This window comes from Ensifer sp. 1H6, assembly GCF_001976035.1.
GTDB lineage: Bacteria > Pseudomonadota > Alphaproteobacteria > Rhizobiales > Rhizobiaceae > Ensifer > Ensifer canadensis.
Genome location: NZ_MOAI01000037.1, coordinates 43,693 through 58,945 on the forward strand (window position 1 = coordinate 43,693; position 15,253 = coordinate 58,945).

A 15,253-nucleotide genomic window follows, 5' to 3' on the forward strand; every position below is an offset into this window, starting at 1 on the left:
CCGCGGGATCGCCCGAATGTGTTTCACGTGAATCACTGAACTGACAGAAGGCGACACCGGATGAGGGGATCCAAGATCATTGCGATAGCGAATCGAAAGGCTCGCCGAGGAAGCCGGTCCATCGTTGAATCCGGCTAATCAACGTGATCGCTGGAAATAAAGAGACCGGGCAAGATCACCTGCCCGGTCTCAATCACGATATCGGCGTTCGGCCGTATCAGGTGTTCATCGAGTCGAAGAAGTCGCCGTTGTTCTTTGTCTGCTTCAGCTTGTCGATGAGGAACTCGATCGCGTCGGTGGTACCCATCGGGGCCAGAATCCGGCGAAGAACGAAGATCTTCTGCAGATCCTGGCGTGGAACCAGCAGGTCTTCCTTACGCGTGCCGGACTTGAGAATGTCCATCGCCGGGAAGATGCGCTTGTCGGCGACCTTGCGGTCGAGCACGATTTCCGAGTTGCCGGTACCCTTGAACTCTTCGAAGATGACTTCGTCCATGCGGCTGCCGGTATCGATCAGCGCCGTGGCGATGATGGTCAGCGAACCACCTTCTTCGATGTTGCGGGCGGCACCAAAGAAGCGCTTCGGGCGCTGCAGGGCGTTGGCGTCGACACCACCGGTCAGAACCTTGCCGGATGAAGGAACAACGGTGTTATAGGCGCGACCGAGGCGGGTGATGGAATCGAGCAGGATCACGACGTCGCGGCCGTGCTCGACCAGGCGCTTTGCCTTTTCGATCACCATTTCGGCGACTTGCACGTGGCGCGTCGCCGGCTCGTCAAAGGTAGAGGAAACCACTTCGCCCTTCACGGAGCGCTGCATGTCGGTGACTTCTTCCGGCCGTTCGTCGATCAACAGAACGATCAGGTAACATTCCGGATGGTTTGCGGTGATCGAGTGGGCGATGTTCTGCAGGAGAACGGTCTTACCGGTGCGCGGCGGAGCGACGATCAGACCGCGCTGGCCCTTGCCGAGCGGCGCGACCAGGTCGATCACCCGAGCAGAAAGGTCCTTCGACGTCGGGATATCGAGTTCCATCTTGAAGCGCTCGTTTGGATAGAGCGGCGTCAGGTTGTCGAAGTGAACCTTGTGACGGATCTTTTCGGGATCGTCGAAATTGATGGTGTTGACTTTCAGCAGCGCGAAGTAGCGTTCGCCTTCCTTCGGTCCGCGGATCGGTCCCTCGACCGTGTCGCCGGTCTTCAGCGAGAAGCGGCGGATCTGGGAGGGGGAGATGTAGATATCGTCCGGGCCGGGAAGGTAGTTGGCATTGGCAGAGCGCAGAAAGCCGAATCCGTCCTGCAGAACCTCGACGACGCCTTCACCGATGATTTCGATATCCTGGGAGGCGAGCATCTTGAGGATTGCGAACATCAGCTCCTGCTTGCGCATGGTGCTCGCATTTTCCACCTCGAGCTCTTCGGCAAAGGCCAGAAGATCGGTCGGCGTCTTGTTCTTAAGTTCTTGTAGCTTCATTTCAGCCATGAAGGATCCATGTTTCGTCTGGGAATGGAAAGACGGCGTGTTTTCTGAAGGGAGCTGCGGCAGGAGGGGCAGGCTCTGGTCTTTGTCACAAGCCATGAAGAGGAGATGGGAGAAAATAGCGATTCACGTGAAACGCCGCAAGGGGCTGACGAAAATTAGCGAGAACTATTACAATTAGCAATCGTTAAAATTCAAAACGGCTTCACCACGACCATGATGACGATCAGGATCATCAGCAGCGTCGGGGCTTCGTTCATCAACCGCCAGTAGCGTGCCGTGCGGCGATTTTCGTCCCGCTGGAACGCCCGAACCGCCCGGCTGAAGCGCATGTGCACGACGGTCAGCATCACCACGAATAGCAGCTTGGCGTGAAGCCAGCCGCCCTGGAAGTCGTAGACGCTCCAGGCGAGGTAAAGCCCGAGCACCCAGGAGATCATCATCGCCGGGTTCATGATGACCGTCAGCAACCGCTGTTCCATCATTTTGAAGGTTTCGGACTGTTCGGAACCGGGTGCTGCGTCGGTGTGGTAGATGAACAGGCGCGGCATGTAGAGCAGCGCTGCCATCCACGACATCACCGCAATCACGTGTAGCGCCTTGATCCAGAGATAGAGGCTGTCGGGCTGCCAGACGAAAAGCCCGATGAGCGACGCGGCAAAACCGCCAAGCGCAATCATTGCTCTGACCCGCGCCCTGTTGCCTGGACCGCGATCCCTCTGGCGTTCATCCATCAGCGTGCTCCGCGAACGCGCGACACCAGCGCCGAGACGTTCTCCGGATCGGCCTGCGGCGTAATCCCGTGACCGAGGTTGAAAATGAGCGGTCCGTTGCCGAGCGCATCGAGAATACGATCTATGCCCTGCTCGAGGGCGGCACCGCCGGAAACGACCCGCATCGGATCAAGGTTACCCTGCACCGGTCCGTCCTTCTGCAAATCGACAGCAAAGGACAGTGGGACGGTCCAATCGAGCCCGATGGCATCGGCACCCGTCTTCTGGCGATAATGCTTCAGGAGAAGCCCTGCGCCCTTGGCAAAGGCAATGATCTTGGCCTGCGGACGTCGCGTCCGCACCGAAGCGATGATTCGCGCGACCGGCTTGACGGCAAATCGTTCGAATTCCTCTTCGCCCAGAACGCCAGCCCAGGAGTCGAAAATCTGTACCGCATCGGCGCCGGCATCGATCTGCTCGACCAGATAGTCCGCCGACACATCGGCCAGGAACGTCAAAAGCCGTTCGAAGGCTTCCGGGTTCTGGTAAGCGAACAGCCGGGCAGGGGCCTGATCCGGTGTTCCCTGACCAGCGATCATGTAGGTCGCAACGGTCCAGGGCGCACCGCAAAATCCGAGCAGCGTCGTCTCCGCCGGAAGTTCCCCACGCAAACGCGATACCGTTTCGAAGACCGGTTTCAGGTGATTGGAGATACCGTCAGCCTTCAGAGCATCGATGCCATCAACGTCGATCGGATCCATTCTCGGACCATGGCCTTCCTCAAAGCGAACGTTGCGCTTCAGCGCGTCCGGGATGACGAGGATGTCGGAAAAAAGAATGGCTGCGTCAAAAGCATAACGACGGATCGGTTGAAGCGTCACTTCGACAGCGAGATCAGGCGTGTAACAGAGATCGAGGAAACTTCCGGCGACGGCACGCGTTGCTCGATATTCGGGAAGGTACCGGCCGGCCTGGCGCATGAGCCAGACGGGAGGAGGACTGACCGTCTTCCCCTCCAAAACCTCCAGAACTTTCCTTCGTGTCTCGGCCACGGATGGTCTCTCCTAATATATAAACAAAGATATTTAGACTCTTTCTATTTCTTAGAGTCGGTGGGTATCAAGGATTAAAAGATGGCCACAGTTCATCCACGGCCACCCGATCGGATTAATCCGAGTGGGAAGCAGAGCAGCGGTCATGAATGCATTTCGTGGATAAGTGCAAAAATCCGATTTGAATCAGAGGATTGCCGTCTTTGAGAGAAAGCGATTTGCTGTGGACAATGAGTCGAAACGCGTGACACTTTGTCATTGCTGTGAGTCTTGTCCACATCCCCCGCGAAGCTTTCTTCGGCGTCGCACCAATTGTGAATAAGTCGGCAGTTTTCCCCTTGCCTCGGCCGTCGCGGCGCCGGTAGCCTCTTTTATCCCGGTTTATCAACAGCACCCGGAGAATTGCGTGGAGAACAAGAAAAACTACTTCCACCTGCATCTGATCTCCGATTCGACGGGGGAGACCTTGATCGCTGCGGGGCGGGCGGCAGCGGCGCAATTCCAGGCGTCGCATGCGCTCGAGCATGTCTATCCGCTGATCAGGAATCGCCGGCAGTTGCTGCAGGTTCTCGATGCGATCGATGGCGCCCCCGGCATCGTGCTTTATACGATCGTCGATCGCGAGCTGGCTGATATCATTGATCAGCGCTGTCGCGAGATGGGCGTGCCGTGCGTCTCCGTGCTCGATCCGATCATCGAACTGTTTCAGTCCTATCTCGGCTCGCCGTCGCGACGCCGTTCCGGCGCGCAGCACGTGATGGATGCCGATTACTTCGCGCGGATCGATGCGTTGAATTTCACCATGGACCATGATGATGGTCAGCTGCCGGCCGATTTCGATGATGCCGATGTGGTGTTAATCGGCATCAGCCGAACATCGAAGACGCCGACATCCATCTACCTCGCCAACCGCGGCATAAAGACGGCCAATATTCCGATCGTCCCGGGCGTGCCGCTTCCCGATCGGCTGATGGCGGCAACCAAGCCACTGGTCGTCGGCCTGATTGCGACCGCCGACCGCATTTCCCAAGTTCGTCAGCATCGGGTGCTTGGCACCACGCAAGGCTTTCACGGCGATCAATATACCGATAGGGCAGCGATCGCCGAGGAGCTGAAATATGCCCGCGCGCTTTGCGCGCGCAACAACTGGCCGCTCATCGACGTCACCCGCCGCTCGATCGAGGAAACCGCCGCCGCAATTGTTGCCCTGCGTCCGCGGCTGCGATAGAGCGAATCCGAACAATTCGGGAACTTCGATGATGACACCTTCACTCGTTCTGGCTTCAGCAAGCCCGTTCCGTCGCGCGCTTCTGGAAAATGCCGGCTTGGTGTTTACCGCACGCGCCGCCGAGATCGACGAGCGGGCGCTTGAAAAACCACTTGAGGAAGAAGGTGCAGTTCCTGAAGATGTCGCGATGAGGCTGGCCGAAGCCAAGGCGAGGGATGTCGCCCGGCATTTTCCCGAGGCATTGGTGATCGGTTCCGACCAGACCATGTCGCTCGGCCAGCGTGTCTATCACAAACCGAAGGACATGGTCGAAGCCGGACAGCATCTGTTGTCGCTCTCCGGCAAGACCCATCGCCTGAACAGCGCGATTGTCCTCTTGCGCGGCGATGAGATCCTTTGGCGCCATGTCTCGTCCGCAAATATGTCAGTGCGCACACTGACGCCGGAATTCGTCGATCGCCATCTGCAGCGTGTCGGCAGCAAGGCCCTGTCCAGTGTCGGCGCCTACCAGCTGGAGGGTGAGGGCATCCAGCTGTTCGACAAGATCGATGGTGACTATTTCACCATCCTCGGTCTTCCGATGCTGCCGCTGCTCGCAAAACTTCGGGAATTGGGAACGATCGATGCGTGATTCACGTGAAACATTTGTTAACCACGCCTTCGTCACCGGTTATCCGATCAAGCATTCCAGGTCGCCATTGATCCACGGCTATTGGCTGAAACAGCTCGGGATAGACGGCAGCTACCGCGCGCACGAGGTGAAGCCGGCCGATTTCTCGGCCTTCATCGCAGAGCTGAAGCAAGGCACATCAGGTTTTTGCGGCGGCAACGTCACCATCCCGCACAAGGAAGTCGCCCATCGGTTGGCAGATCGCCCTGACGATCTCTGTCTGGAACTCGGCGCCGCCAATACGCTTTGGCTCGAGGCCGGCGAAGTCCATGCCACCAACACCGATGGCCAAGGGTTCGTTGCCAATCTTGACGAACGGGCGGCCGGCTGGGACCAATGTTCGACCGCGGTTGTGCTCGGTGCCGGTGGCGCCAGCCGCGCCGTCATCCAGGCCGTGCGCGACCGGGGCATTAGCACCATCCATGTCGTCAATCGCACGGTGGCGAGGGCTCAGGAGTTGTCCGACCGTTTCGGGTCGGCCGTGCATGCGCATCCGATGGAGGCATTGAACGAGGTGATGACCGGCGCTGGCCTCTTCATCAACACCACGTCTCTCGGCATGGATGGACAGGATGCACCGCAGATCGATTTCACCGTCATGGCCAGGGGTGCGGTGGTCACCGATATCGTCTATGTCCCGTTGAAGACGCCTTTGCTTCGCCAGGCGGAGGAGCAGGGCTACGCCATCGTCGATGGACTTGGCATGCTGCTGCACCAGGCTGCGCCTGGTTTCGAGCTCTGGTTCGGCCGCCGGCCCGTGGTCGACGCTAACCTCCGGCAACTCGTCATCGATGATATGGGGACGCACGCATGATGATTGTCGGATTGACCGGATCGATGGCAATGGGCAAGTCGACAACGGCGCAGATGTTCCGCGAGTTCGGGGTGCCGGTCAACGACGCCGATGAAGTGGTGCACGCGCTTTATCGCGGCGAAGCCGTCGCACTGGTCGAAGCCGCCTTTCCGGGAACAGTCAGGGACGGGGCGATCGATCGCGCCGAACTGTCCCGCCAGTTGTTGGCAACACCGGAAAGGCTACGCGAACTCGAAAACATCGTGCATCCGCTCGTTCGCCAGAAAGAACGCGAGTTCCTCGACAGGAATGCTGCGGCTGAGGTGCCCTTCGTCGTGCTCGATATTCCGTTGTTGTTCGAGACGGGCGCCGAGGCGCGGGTCGATAAAGTGGTCGTGGTTAGCTGCGCGCCCGAGATTCAAAGAGAGCGAGCGATGAAACGCCCCGGCATGACTGAAGAGAAATTTGCTATGATCCTGGCGCGTCAGGTGCCGGACAGTCAGAAGCGTGAACGCGCCGACTATATCATCGATACCAGCGACAGCTTCGACAACACACGCCAACAGGTGAGGGCGATCGTCGATGACCTCACCACGAATGGAGCGCCCGATGCGTGAGATCATTTTCGATACGGAAACGACCGGCCTCGACAATCGCGAGGACAGGGTGATCGAAATCGGTGGCGTCGAGCTGGAAAACCAGTTTCCGACCGGCCGTACGCTGCATATCTTCGTCAATCCCGGCAATCGCAAGGTTCATCCGGATGCGCTTGCCATTCACGGCATCACCGATGATTTCCTGAAGGACAAGCCGCCTTTTGCCGATGTTGCCCAGCAGATCCTCGACTTCTTCGGCGATGCCCGCTGGGTGGCGCACAATGCCACCTTCGACATGGGCTTCATTAATGCCGAATTCGGTCGCATCGGGTTGCCGGTCATTGCCGGCGAACGGGTGACGGATACGCTAGCGCTTGCTCGCCGGAAGCACCCGATGGGCCCGAACTCGCTCGATGCGCTTTGCCGTCGTTACGGCATCGACAATTCTCATCGCGCCAAGCACGGCGCGCTTCTCGACTCCGAGCTTCTTGCAGAAGTCTATATCGAGATGCTCGGCGGTCGTCAGGCCGCCTTGGGTCTGGTGTCGAGCAACAAGGTCGCGGGACAAACCGTCGCACACGACGATGCGCCGATCGTCATTGCGCAGCGCCCAAGGCCTTTGCCGAACCGATTGTCCGAAGCGGATGAGGAGGCTCATGCCGCGCTGGTTGCGAAGCTGGGGCCCAAGGCAATCTGGGCCAAATACGATCTGCAGGAATGAAAAAAGCCCGGCTCGACCGGGCTTTTTACTAATAATTGCGATCCAGACCGAACAAGATCAGTTGGCGGTCTCGTTGGTGTTCGACACCTGAGAACGGACCTTTTCTTCGGCCATGCGCTGGGCGAACATCTGAGCGAAATCGATCGGGTCGATCATCAGCGGCGGGAAGCCGCCGTTGCGGGTCGCGTCGGCAACGATCTGGCGCGCGAACGGGAACAGCAGGCGCGGGCATTCGATGAACAGCAGCGGCAGCATGTGTTCCTGCGGGAAGCCGGCAACACGGAAAACGCCGCCGTAGGAAAGTTCGACGTTGAACAGAACGCGCTCACCGTCCTTGGCTTCCGCGTTCAGCGAGAGAACGACATCGAAATCGTTCTCGGCAAGCGGATTGGCGTTGACGTTGACGTTGATGTTGATCGACGGCGCATTGTCACGGGCCTGCAGCGAACGCGGTGCGCCCGGGTTCTCGAACGAGAGATCCTTGACATACTGGGCGAGGATGTTGAGCGACGGGCTCTGCTGCGCGCTGCCGTTGCCGTTGGATGCGGTATCAGTCGTCATAAGGGTTTCCTCGACTTCAATTCGGTGAGGCCATCTAGCATTTCGTCATAGGGCTTACAACCCTGCGCCACAGGCCTTTGCTATTGCCGCCGGCGCTCTTCGGACGGGTTTGGTTCGTCATCATCGGTCCTTGAGAACTCGCCTTCGCCAAGGTCGATGACGCGCGGTTGGGCGCGCTCTTCCGGTGAATGGCTCGGTCCGCGCCAGGACTGGCTCGAGGCAGCGGTTACAATCGTCATTTTTGACCTCAGATAGCCGGCCACGGCCTGCCGGACAGGCGGCACAAATAAAAACAGACCGAAGATGTCGCTGATGAAGCCGGGCACGATCAACAACAGGGCTGCGACGAACATCAAGGCACCGCCGAGGACCTCGCGGCCGGGATCGCTGCCAGTGCGCGTTGCTTCCTGCATGCGCCTGATCATGGCGAAACCCTGGAAGCGAAGGAGGACGACCCCGGCGATTGCGCTCGACAGAACGAGCAGCAGCGTCATCGCCAGGCCGATTTCGCGGCCGACGATGACGAAGCCGGCAATCTCGGCAAGGGGCAGTCCAAGAACGACCAGGGGAATTAACATTGAGCGCATTAGCGGTGCCTGAAAGGGTCTTCGCATCGTCACCTCCGATCTAAGGGTGCGACAACGCTGTTTGAATGATCTATCCTTGCGGACTATATGGAATAGCTACGAGAAATTCTAACAGCGGTTTCAGGTGGAAATGGGCTCTTTCGACTTCATCACGTTTTTTTTCTTGATCGCCGCAGTGGTCATTTTCCTGCAGTTGCGCAGCGTTCTCGGTCGCCGGACCGGCAGCGAGCGGCCACCGTTTGATCCCTATTCTCCGAGAGACATGAGTCAGGGGCCTGAAAAGGCCGACAATGGCAAGGTCGTCCAGCTGCCGCGCCGCGACAATGTCGAGGACGATTCGGCCCGCTATGCCGCGATTGACGCCTTTGCCAAGGCGGGGACGCCGCTCAACGATCAGCTCCGTTCGTTGACCGACGCCGACACCGGCTTCGACCCGAAGGAGTTCGTCAACGGGGCGAAGATGGCCTACGAGATGATCGTTATGGCTTTTGCCGACGGCGACCGAAAGACGCTGAAGAACCTGTTGTCGCGCGAGGTCTATGAAGGCTTCGACGCCGCGATTGCCGAGCGCGAGCGCAAGGGCGAGGTGGTGAAATCTACCTTCGTCGGCATCGAGAAGGCCGACATCATCCACGCCGAGGTCAAGGACAGCGAAGAAAACATCACGGTCCGGATCGTCAGCCAGTTGATCTCGGCGACCTACGACAAGCAGGGCGCCATCATCGATGGAGACGCGGAGTCGGTGGCCGAAGTCAACGATCTCTGGACTTTCTCGCGCGACATTCGTTCACGTGATCCGAATTGGAAGCTGATCGCTACCGAATCCGAAAACTGATCGGAAGGGGCGACCATGACGCTTCGACTTGAGCCTGTCACCTTCTCCGATCTACCGGGGTGGCAGGACGACGATCCAACGGCGGTGATCGACGCGCTGCGCCGCTGTCACCACCATGTCTCGACGGCAAAGCCTTACCGCACCGGTTCGCTGGGCATTTCTGTCGATGATTTGGTGCCCGCGTTTTCGGCTGCAAGCGCAGATGTTGCCGACGCGGCTGCAGCCCGCGCATTCTTCGAGCAACAGTTCGTCGCCTTCAGGATCAGGCCGGAAAACGCCAAGACCGGTTTCGTGACGGCGTTCTACGAGCCCGAGATCGACGTGCGAGCGACACCCGACGAAGTCTTCCGCTATCCGATCTATCGGCGCCCAATCGATCTCGTCGACGTCGACGACACCAACCGGCCGGCCGATATGGATCCCTATTTCGCCTTCGGCCGGCTGCATGACGGCGTGGTTGGCGAATATCCCGACCGTCGCGCGATCGATGAGGGCTTTCTGGCGGGGCGCGGTCTGGAGATTGCCTATGCCAGATCCAAGGTCGATGTGTTCTTCGTCCACGTCCAGGGTGCTGCCCGGCTCGTCTATCCCGACGGTTCGCGCCGGCGCATCACCTATGCCGCCAAGACCGGTCATTATTTTTCCCCGATCGGAAAGCTGCTGATCGATCGCGGCGAGATCGATGCCGCCACCGTGTCGATGATGAGCATCCGGGGTTGGCTCGCCGCCAATCCGGATAAGATCGACGAGGTACTTTGGCACAATCGTTCCTTCATCTTTTTCCGCGAGGCGGACGTCGAAGACGAGCGGCTGGGGCCGGTCGCTGCCGCCAAGGTTTCGCTGGAGCCGGGACGATCGCTTGCCGTCGATCGGCTGATCCATACCTTCGGCGTGCCGTTTTTCATCTCAAGCGACAGCCTGACGCGTCTCGATGCCGGGCGGCCGTTTCGGCGGCTGATGCTGGCGCTTGACACCGGATCGGCGATCGTCGGCCCGGCCCGCGGCGACATCTTCACCGGATCCGGTGACAGGGCGGGCGAGCTTGCGGGTGCGGTTCGCAACGAAGCCGATTTCTACATCTTCATCCCTCGTGCGGCCGCGGCAAGATACGGCAATGGCTAGGGGCAAGAAGCTTTCGGCCGAAGAGCGGATCCTCTGGGGAAAGGTGGCACGCACGACCAGGCCCATGCCTGGCCGTCTCGACGATCTCCGGGAATTCCTCGGCGAGGATGTTCCGGCCGAGCCCAAGGACGAGCCGCAGAAGACGCAGGCCACGGCCTCGCCGAGTGGTGCCGACGACCAGCAGGGAATTGCCCTCAGCAAGACCGCGAACGGCAGACACCACTATCCGCTTGAAAAGCCGGTCAAGCGCAAGCTGTCGAAGGGGCACCTCGCGCTTGAAGCGCGGATCGATCTCCACGGCATGATCCAGAGCGAGGCCCATGGCTTCCTCCTGCATTTTCTTTTGAGAGCGCATGAGCGCGGGCTGCGCCACGTTCTTGTCATCACCGGCAAGGGAACGTCGATCGGCAGCGACGGCGCCTTGAAGCGTGCCGTGCCGCTCTGGTTCTCGCTGCCGGAGTTCCGGCCATTGATCTCGAGCTACGAGCCCGCGGCCCGCAATCATGGCGGCGATGGTGCGCTGTATGTCCGCCTGGCGCGCAGCAAGGGAAGCACGACGTGACCCCCTTTGGCGTGGCGGTGCGCGCGTTGCGGCGCAAGAAGGGGGTGTCGCAGAAGCAGATGGCCGCGGCGATCGGCGTCTCTGCCGCCTATCTCTCAGCGCTCGAACATGGAAAGCGCGGCGCGCCGAGCTTCGATTTTCTGCAAAGGGTCGCCGGCTATTTCAATGTCATCTGGGACGATGCCGAGGAATTGTTCCAGATCGCCCAGGTCTCCGCGCCGAAAGTGGTGCTGGATACGTCCGGGCTGGCGCCGGAATACACGGCCTTCGCCAACCGCTTGAGAGGGCAAATCCGCTATTTGTCCATCGACACGATCCGCGCCCTGGAAGATGTTTTGGAAAAAGCCACATTTCCTGCTAATGACAGGGGATGAACAGCTGTTTTCCGGCCGCTGCGCGCGGTCCGGGATTTGGAACCGTGGACAAATTTTCTATAGTCCGCGAGGCGTCCGAGACGTGATTCGCAACGAATCACCCCGTCCGAAGAACCTGGAAAGACCCGAAGCCGAATGACCGATATTCCTGAAACCGATACCGGCGCCGCCGCCGAATATGGTGCCGACTCCATCAAGGTGTTGAAGGGCCTGGATGCCGTACGCAAGCGGCCGGGCATGTATATCGGCGACACCGACGACGGCTCCGGTCTGCATCACATGGTGTACGAGGTGGTCGACAACGCCATCGACGAGGCTCTCGCAGGCCACGCCGATATCGTCACGGTGACGCTCAATGCCGACGGCTCGGTGACGGTAACCGACAACGGCCGCGGCATCCCGACCGACATCCACAAGGAAGAGGGCGTCTCGGCGGCCGAGGTCATCATGACGCAACTCCACGCCGGCGGTAAGTTCGACCAGAATTCCTACAAGGTTTCCGGCGGTCTGCACGGCGTTGGCGTTTCGGTGGTCAACGCGCTGTCCGTCATGCTGCGGTTGAAGATCCGCCGTGCGGGCAAGATCCATGAGATGAGCTTCACCCACGGCGTGGCTGACAGCCCGCTGAAGGTGATCGGCGACGCCGGCACCGATACCGGCACCGAAGTGACGTTCCTGCCGAGCACAGACACCTTTACCAAGACGGACTTCGACTACGGCACGCTCGAGCATCGCCTGCGCGAACTCGCCTTCCTGAATTCCGGCGTGCGCATCGTCCTGACCGACAAGCGCCATTCGGACGTGCGCCAGGACGAGATGATGTATGACGGCGGCCTTGAAGCCTTCGTTGCCTATCTCGACCGGGCCAAGAAGCCGCTCGTGCAGAAGCCGGTTTCGATCCGCGGCGAAAAGGACGGTATCACCGTCGAAGTCGCGATGTGGTGGAACGACAGCTACCACGAGAACGTGCTCTGCTTCACCAACAACATTCCGCAACGCGACGGCGGCACGCACATGGCCGGTTTCCGCGGTGCGCTGACCCGGCAGATCACCTCCTATGGCGAAAGCTCTGGTATCACCAAGAAGGAAAAGGTCACGCTGACCGGCGACGACTGCCGCGAAGGCCTGACCGCCGTTCTCTCGGTCAAGGTGCCGGATCCGAAGTTCTCATCGCAGACCAAGGACAAGCTGGTTTCCTCGGAAGTTCGTCCGGTGGTCGAAAGCCTCGTCAACGAAGCCTTGAGCACCTGGCTGGAGGAGCATCCCTCCGACGCCAAGATCCTTGTCGGCAAGGTCGTCGAAGCGGCCGCCGCACGCGAGGCGGCGCGCAAGGCACGCGAACTGACGCGCCGCAAGGGCGCGCTCGACATCTCCTCGCTGCCGGGCAAGTTGGCGGACTGCTCCGAACGCGATCCGGCAAAATCCGAAGTCTTCCTGGTGGAGGGTGATTCGGCAGGCGGTTCGGCCAAGCAGGGACGCTCGCGCGAAAACCAGGCGATCCTGCCGCTGCGTGGCAAGATCCTGAACGTCGAACGCGCGCGTTTCGACAAGATGCTTTCGAGCCAGGAAATCGGCACGCTGATCACCGCGCTCGGCACATCGATCGGTAAAGACGAGTTCAACGCCGACAAGCTGCGCTACCACAAGATCATCATCATGACGGACGCCGACGTCGACGGCGCCCACATCCGCACCCTGCTGCTCACCTTCTTCTTCCGGCAGATGCCGGAGCTGATCGAGCGCGGCCACCTCTATATTGCCCAGCCACCGCTTTATAAGGTGACGCGCGGCAAGTCCGCCCAGTACCTGAAAAACGAGCAGGCGCTGGAAGATTACCTGATCTCGATGGGCCTCGAGGAAGCTACGCTGGAGCTTGCTTCCGGTGAGGTTCGCGCCGGTCAGGACCTGCGCGAAGTCATCAACGATGCGTTGCGCGTGCGTAACCTGATGGATGGTCTTCACTCGCGCTACAATCGTTCGATTGTCGAACAGGCAGCCATTGCCGGCGCCTTGAATGTCGAACTCAACGGCCAGCGCGAACAATACGAGCAGGTCGCGATCGAAGTGGCGCGCAGGCTTGATGTGATCGCCGAAGAGACTGAACGCGGCTGGACCGGAGCGGTCACCGCCGAAGGCGGTCTCAAGCTTGAACGCATGGTTCGTGGCGTCAAGGAAGTCGCCATCCTCGATATGGCGCTGATCGGCTCGTCCGACGCCCGCCACATCGACCAGCTGACATCGAAGCTCAAGGAGATCTATTCCGCGCCTCCGGTGCTTCGCCGCCGCGATGGTGGGCAAGATATCAGCGGCCCGCGCGCGCTTCTGGATGCAATCTTCGCAGCAGGCCGCAAGGGTCTGTCGATGCAGCGTTACAAGGGTCTTGGCGAGATGAATGCCGAGCAGCTCTGGGAGACGACGCTCGATCCGAACGTGCGTTCGCTGCTGCAGGTTCGGGTGAACGACGCGACGGACGCGGATGGCCTGTTCTCGCGCCTGATGGGCGACGAGGTCGAGCCGCGCCGCGACTTCATCCAGGAAAACGCGCTGAGCGTCGCCAACCTCGATATCTGATCGCAATACGATCAGCCGCACTTCTAATGATCCCGGTGCCGCAAGGCACCGGGATCTTTTTTGTCTGGAGTGTCTCCGGCTTAAACTGAGACGCAGAAACGCTCTATCTCTTTGTTTTTGCGCACTTCCTGGCGGAAGACCGTTCCGCACCTTTCTTGGAAAGGCTCTATTCCCCCTTGAACCGGCCTTCGAAGGCCAGTTCGGCAAGCGGCTTGCGTTGGCTCGGCTTTTCCCGCTCACGCAGATCGTCCGGAAGCGTCGAGGGGTCGGCAAGCCGGCCGATTGCTACCGCCGCCTCGACCCGGTAGTGCGCGGGCACGCCAAGGCTCGTCATCGCCTTGTCGCGATCAATGCCCGCCATTGCATGCGCGTGCCAGCCGGCAGCGGTTGTCTGGAGCGCAAGGCTGAACCAGGCGGCGCCGGTGTCGAAGGCATGGGTGTAGGCGGCCCGCATCTCGCCGGTGGCTGCCTGCGTGTGCGTCTTGGAGATAACGATCACCAGGGCTGCGGCATGCTTCGCCCAGCGCTGATTGCTCTCGTTGAGAATATCCAGCAGGCGCGCGAAATGCTCGGTGCCGCGGCGGGCATAGACGAACCGCCAGGGTTGGCTGTTGCTCGCCGAGGGTGCCCAGCGGGCGGCTTCGAGCAGTGAGAGCAGTTCTTCTTCGCTGATCTCCTCCTGGGTGAACGCACGTGGCGACCAGCGTTTCAGGAACATGGTGTCGATCGGGTGGTCGGCGGTTCTGTGATTGCTTTCCGTCATGAACATACCTCTTTTATCGTATCGGGAATCCCGTGGGAGGAGCGCGCCGCCGTCGATGACGATTGCCGTCGTTAGCGAGACGTAGGGCGAGATTCGCTGCGGACGCTACATGGGATCGAGGAGCGATGAAACCGGCTTTGCGCGCGGATCGTCGGTCCTTTTGTCGGCCCGATCCGGTGCTAAAACGGAATATGCAGAAACGGCGTTTCGGGTGATTGTCGAGATCGATAAAAAAGTTGTATAAGTTCTGTAGATTTTTCTGAGAGAGGACGCGCGATGACTTTTAAGGACCCGTCACTGTTTCGCCAGGCTGCCTTGATTGGCGGCGAATGGATCGAAGCGGATGCCGCCAATGCGATCGATGTGGTGAACCCGGCAACGGGCGAACTCGTCGGCCGCGTACCGAAGCTTGGAGGCAAGGAAACCAAGGCGGCAATCGAAGCGGCGCGTCTGGCGCAGAAGGGTTGGGCTGCCCGCACCGCCAAGGATCGCGCCGGTGTGCTTCGCCGCTGGTTTGAGCTGATGATCGAGAACAAGGACGATCTCGGCCGCATCCTCACGCTCGAACAGGGCAAGCCGCTGGCAGAGGCGACCGGCGAAATCGTCTATGGCGCCAGCTTCGTCG

General features: G+C 60.0%; 17 protein-coding genes. 11 read left to right on the forward strand and 6 right to left on the reverse strand.

The window, feature by feature from the left end:
• Nucleotides 1–217 precede the first annotated feature (217 nt).
• The 3 genes from rho to hemE all read right to left on the reverse strand — a co-directional run bounded on the left by rho (nt 218) and on the right by hemE (nt 3,245).
• Nucleotides 218–1,483, reverse strand: a complete 1,266-nt coding sequence (rho, locus tag BKP54_RS30115; RefSeq protein WP_025425300.1) for a transcription termination factor Rho — start codon at nt 1,481–1,483, stop codon at nt 218–220.
• Nucleotides 1,484–1,674: 191 nt separating this feature from the next.
• Entirely contained in the window at nt 1,675–2,217 is a 543-nt protein-coding gene (gene hemJ / locus BKP54_RS30120; RefSeq protein ID WP_107028047.1) for a protoporphyrinogen oxidase HemJ, read from the reverse strand.
• Nucleotides 2,214–3,245, reverse strand: coding sequence for a uroporphyrinogen decarboxylase (gene hemE / locus BKP54_RS30125; RefSeq protein ID WP_025425302.1), 1,032 nt, complete (start codon nt 3,243–3,245; stop codon nt 2,214–2,216). Before hemE ends, hemJ begins: the two co-directional genes overlap by 4 nt.
• A gap of 406 nt (nt 3,246–3,651) precedes the next feature.
• On the opposite strand from hemE, the gene BKP54_RS30130 reads away from it, so the two are divergent.
• From BKP54_RS30130 to dnaQ, 5 genes are read left to right on the forward strand one after another with little or no spacing between them, the layout of a single operon-like run.
• Complete coding sequence (locus BKP54_RS30130; RefSeq protein ID WP_025425303.1) at nt 3,652–4,473, forward strand: pyruvate, water dikinase regulatory protein; 822 nt, start codon at nt 3,652–3,654, stop codon at nt 4,471–4,473.
• A gap of 31 nt (nt 4,474–4,504) precedes the next feature.
• On the forward strand, nt 4,505–5,104 hold the full coding sequence (locus tag BKP54_RS30135) for a Maf-like protein (protein WP_025425304.1): 600 nt from the start codon (nt 4,505–4,507) through the stop codon (nt 5,102–5,104).
• Complete coding sequence (locus BKP54_RS30140; protein WP_025425305.1) at nt 5,097–5,957, forward strand: shikimate dehydrogenase; 861 nt, start codon at nt 5,097–5,099, stop codon at nt 5,955–5,957. Before BKP54_RS30135 ends, BKP54_RS30140 begins: the two co-directional genes overlap by 8 nt.
• A complete protein-coding gene (gene coaE / locus BKP54_RS30145) occupies nt 5,954–6,553 on the forward strand; it encodes a dephospho-CoA kinase (protein WP_025425306.1) in 600 nt (199 codons plus the stop codon). The genes BKP54_RS30140 and coaE overlap by 4 nt, the downstream gene beginning before the upstream one ends.
• On the forward strand, nt 6,546–7,253 hold the full coding sequence (gene dnaQ, locus BKP54_RS30150; protein WP_025425307.1) for a DNA polymerase III subunit epsilon: 708 nt from the start codon (nt 6,546–6,548) through the stop codon (nt 7,251–7,253). Before coaE ends, dnaQ begins: the two co-directional genes overlap by 8 nt.
• 57 nt (nt 7,254–7,310) lie before the next feature.
• Here dnaQ and secB read toward each other — a convergent pair whose 3' ends face one another.
• Together secB and BKP54_RS30160 are read right to left on the reverse strand one after the other, a co-directional pair.
• Nucleotides 7,311–7,814, reverse strand: coding sequence for a protein-export chaperone SecB (gene secB, locus BKP54_RS30155; RefSeq protein ID WP_025425308.1), 504 nt, complete (start codon nt 7,812–7,814; stop codon nt 7,311–7,313).
• An 80-nt stretch (nt 7,815–7,894) separates the two neighbouring features.
• Nucleotides 7,895–8,401, reverse strand: coding sequence for an FxsA family protein (locus BKP54_RS30160; protein WP_025425309.1), 507 nt, complete (start codon nt 8,399–8,401; stop codon nt 7,895–7,897).
• A 130-nt stretch (nt 8,402–8,531) separates the two neighbouring features.
• On the opposite strand from BKP54_RS30160, the gene BKP54_RS30165 reads away from it, so the two are divergent.
• The 5 genes from BKP54_RS30165 to gyrB all read left to right on the forward strand — a co-directional run bounded on the left by BKP54_RS30165 (nt 8,532) and on the right by gyrB (nt 13,865).
• Entirely contained in the window at nt 8,532–9,236 is a 705-nt protein-coding gene (locus BKP54_RS30165; protein ID WP_025425310.1) for a Tim44/TimA family putative adaptor protein, read from the forward strand.
• Nucleotides 9,237–9,251: 15 nt separating this feature from the next.
• Complete coding sequence (locus tag BKP54_RS30170; RefSeq protein ID WP_025425311.1) at nt 9,252–10,358, forward strand: murein transglycosylase A; 1,107 nt, start codon at nt 9,252–9,254, stop codon at nt 10,356–10,358.
• On the forward strand, nt 10,351–10,920 hold the full coding sequence (locus BKP54_RS30175; protein WP_025425312.1) for a Smr/MutS family protein: 570 nt from the start codon (nt 10,351–10,353) through the stop codon (nt 10,918–10,920). Before BKP54_RS30170 ends, BKP54_RS30175 begins: the two co-directional genes overlap by 8 nt.
• Complete coding sequence (locus BKP54_RS30180) at nt 10,917–11,294, forward strand: helix-turn-helix transcriptional regulator (RefSeq protein WP_025425313.1); 378 nt, start codon at nt 10,917–10,919, stop codon at nt 11,292–11,294. The genes BKP54_RS30175 and BKP54_RS30180 overlap by 4 nt, the downstream gene beginning before the upstream one ends.
• A gap of 135 nt (nt 11,295–11,429) precedes the next feature.
• Complete coding sequence (gene gyrB / locus BKP54_RS30185; protein WP_057206475.1) at nt 11,430–13,865, forward strand: DNA topoisomerase (ATP-hydrolyzing) subunit B; 2,436 nt, start codon at nt 11,430–11,432, stop codon at nt 13,863–13,865.
• 166 nt (nt 13,866–14,031) lie between these two features.
• Here gyrB and BKP54_RS30190 read toward each other — a convergent pair whose 3' ends face one another.
• Nucleotides 14,032–14,628 carry a nitroreductase family protein gene (locus BKP54_RS30190; protein ID WP_025425315.1) on the reverse strand — a complete coding sequence of 199 codons (597 nt, stop codon included), beginning with the start codon at nt 14,626–14,628 and terminating at the stop codon, nt 14,032–14,034.
• A 276-nt stretch (nt 14,629–14,904) separates the two neighbouring features.
• Here BKP54_RS30190 and BKP54_RS30195 point away from each other — a divergent pair.
• Nucleotides 14,905–15,253: aldehyde dehydrogenase family protein (locus BKP54_RS30195; RefSeq protein ID WP_128090532.1), on the forward strand; the 349-nt coding region annotated here is incomplete at its 3' end.